This is a genomic window from Actinoallomurus spadix, assembly GCF_024055725.1.
In the GTDB taxonomy this organism is placed as follows: domain Bacteria; phylum Actinomycetota; class Actinomycetes; order Streptosporangiales; family Streptosporangiaceae; genus Actinoallomurus; species Actinoallomurus spadix.
Genome location: NZ_JAMXMX010000072.1, coordinates 1 through 1,669, shown reverse-complemented (window position 1 = coordinate 1,669; position 1,669 = coordinate 1). Strand labels below are relative to the sequence as shown.

Below are 1,669 nucleotides of genomic sequence, written 5' to 3'. Positions count from 1 at the left end.
CTCGCTGGGCTCATAACCCAGAGGTCGCAGGTTCAAATCCTGCCCCCGCTACCAGGTCGAGAAGCCCAGAGGATCATCCTCTGGGCTTCTCGTCGTTCCGATCGCTTGCGCCGCCCGCGGCCGCGCCGGAGGCTTGAGTCATGCCCTTCCGCCTGCGCCCTCTCGCCGATGTCTCGCCCGCCGCGTGGATCGAGGCGGGGGCCGGTGACTTCGACTCCGGCGTGCACGCGCTGCTGCCCGCCGGGTTCGCGGCGTACGCACGGCTGCCGCACCCCGCCGAGTCCGCGGACGGGCAGCCCTTGCGCTGGCAGGAGATCGCCGGGCGCTCCGGGCGCGCCGTCGACTCCAGGACGCGTTTCAAGGACATCGCCGGGCCGGAGGACGAGGAGCCCCGAGCCGGGGCGTTCCCCGCGGAGCTGCTGCCGGCCCTCTGCGCGATCCTCGCGGCGCACACCGCGACGCCGGGGCACTGCTACTTCGGCCTGTGGGACGGCTGGGGCTGGCTCGACGCCGACGGCCCGACGTTCCATCTGCCGGGCCGCGACCATCTGCTGTACGAAGGACCTCTCGACGCCGTGACGGAGTTCGGCGACCGTGGGCCGGGCTACTTCTTCCACCAGGCGCCGAACCTCATCTGGCCGGAGGACCGGGCGTGGTGCGTGGCGTCCGACGTCGACCTGGACTCCACCTACGTGGGCGGATCCGCCAGCCTGGTCGAGGACCTGACGGGCGGATCACACCTGGAGGCACTACCCGCCGAGCTGTCCGACCCGCTCGGCTGACCGCGTCACTTCTTCTTGCAGGCCGCGATGTAGACGGTCTTGCTCTGGCCGCGGCCGCTCTTGGACGGCGGCGTGTAACCGGGCGGGAAGTTCACGGTGCCGACGGCCACCCCGGTGTAGTGCTGCTTCTTGACACATCGCCGGGCGGCGTTCTGGCTGATGTAGTTCTTGCCGGCGTTCCGCTTCACGGCGCTCTTCTTGTACAGCGTGTTGTTCTTGTAGAGCGCCACCTGAATGGAGATCGACGCGACCTTCTTGCTGCACTTGATATCGGCGGTGACGTTCACGATGTCGCGGTTCTTCGCGTGCGCGTGGTGGGAGTAGTGCGGGTTGTGGGCGGTGACCTTGCAGGTGATCACGTCGGCCCGCAGGCTGGGACCCGCCGCCCGGGTGGCGGTGAGGGTGACCGTCGAGTCCGTCGTCGAGGCGTCGGCCGCGGAGAGCCCGGCCGTCGAGACGAGCACCGCCGCGAGACCGCCGACGGCGAGTACACGCACAGGAAGCTTCATTGATCCCCCTTGGTTCGGTGTGCGAGTGGCTCACGCTAAGGGGCCATGGAGCGACCTTTATGTGTCTTTTGAGGGATTGGAGATTTTGGCGGGCGGCCGAATCAGGTCACCAATCCGTGCCGGTGAAGTCGGTGGCGCATCGCCGCGCCGGATCGCCGGGGGTCCCGCGCCGGATCGCCGGGGGTCCCGCGCCGGATCGCCGGCGCGCGCTCCCCTCGAACCGATCGTCATCGAGATCACCGCAGGTGAAGCGGGGTTTCCGGGCCGACGGCAGCGGAATCGATTTGCGCCCGGCGTCGGGGCCGCATAACGTATGACCACACCGACGCGGGGTGGAGCAGCTCGGTAGCTCGCTGGGCTCATAACCCAGAGGTCGCA

Annotated in this window: 2 protein-coding genes; one reads left to right on the top strand and one right to left on the bottom strand. The window is 69.1% G+C overall.

Translation table 11 applies throughout. The annotated features are described in order from the left end of the window. The first annotated feature begins 140 nt into the window (after positions 1 to 140). Entirely contained in the window at positions 141 to 782 is a 642-nt protein-coding gene (locus NE235_RS37055; protein WP_252811593.1) for a hypothetical protein, read from the top strand. A gap of 5 nt (positions 783 to 787) precedes the next feature. On the opposite strand, the gene NE235_RS37050 is transcribed toward NE235_RS37055, so the two are convergent. After that, positions 788 to 1,291, bottom strand: coding sequence for a hypothetical protein (locus NE235_RS37050; protein WP_252811592.1), 504 nt, complete (start codon positions 1,289 to 1,291; stop codon positions 788 to 790). Positions 1,292 to 1,669 lie beyond the last annotated feature (378 nt).

Coding starts and splice junctions, on each gene's coding strand:
- NE235_RS37055 (WP_252811593.1), top strand. CDS start 141: ATGCCCTTCCGCCTGCGCCCTCTCGCCGATGTCTCGCCCGCCGCGTGG.
- NE235_RS37050 (WP_252811592.1), bottom strand. CDS start 1,291: ATGAAGCTTCCTGTGCGTGTACTCGCCGTCGGCGGTCTCGCGGCGGTG.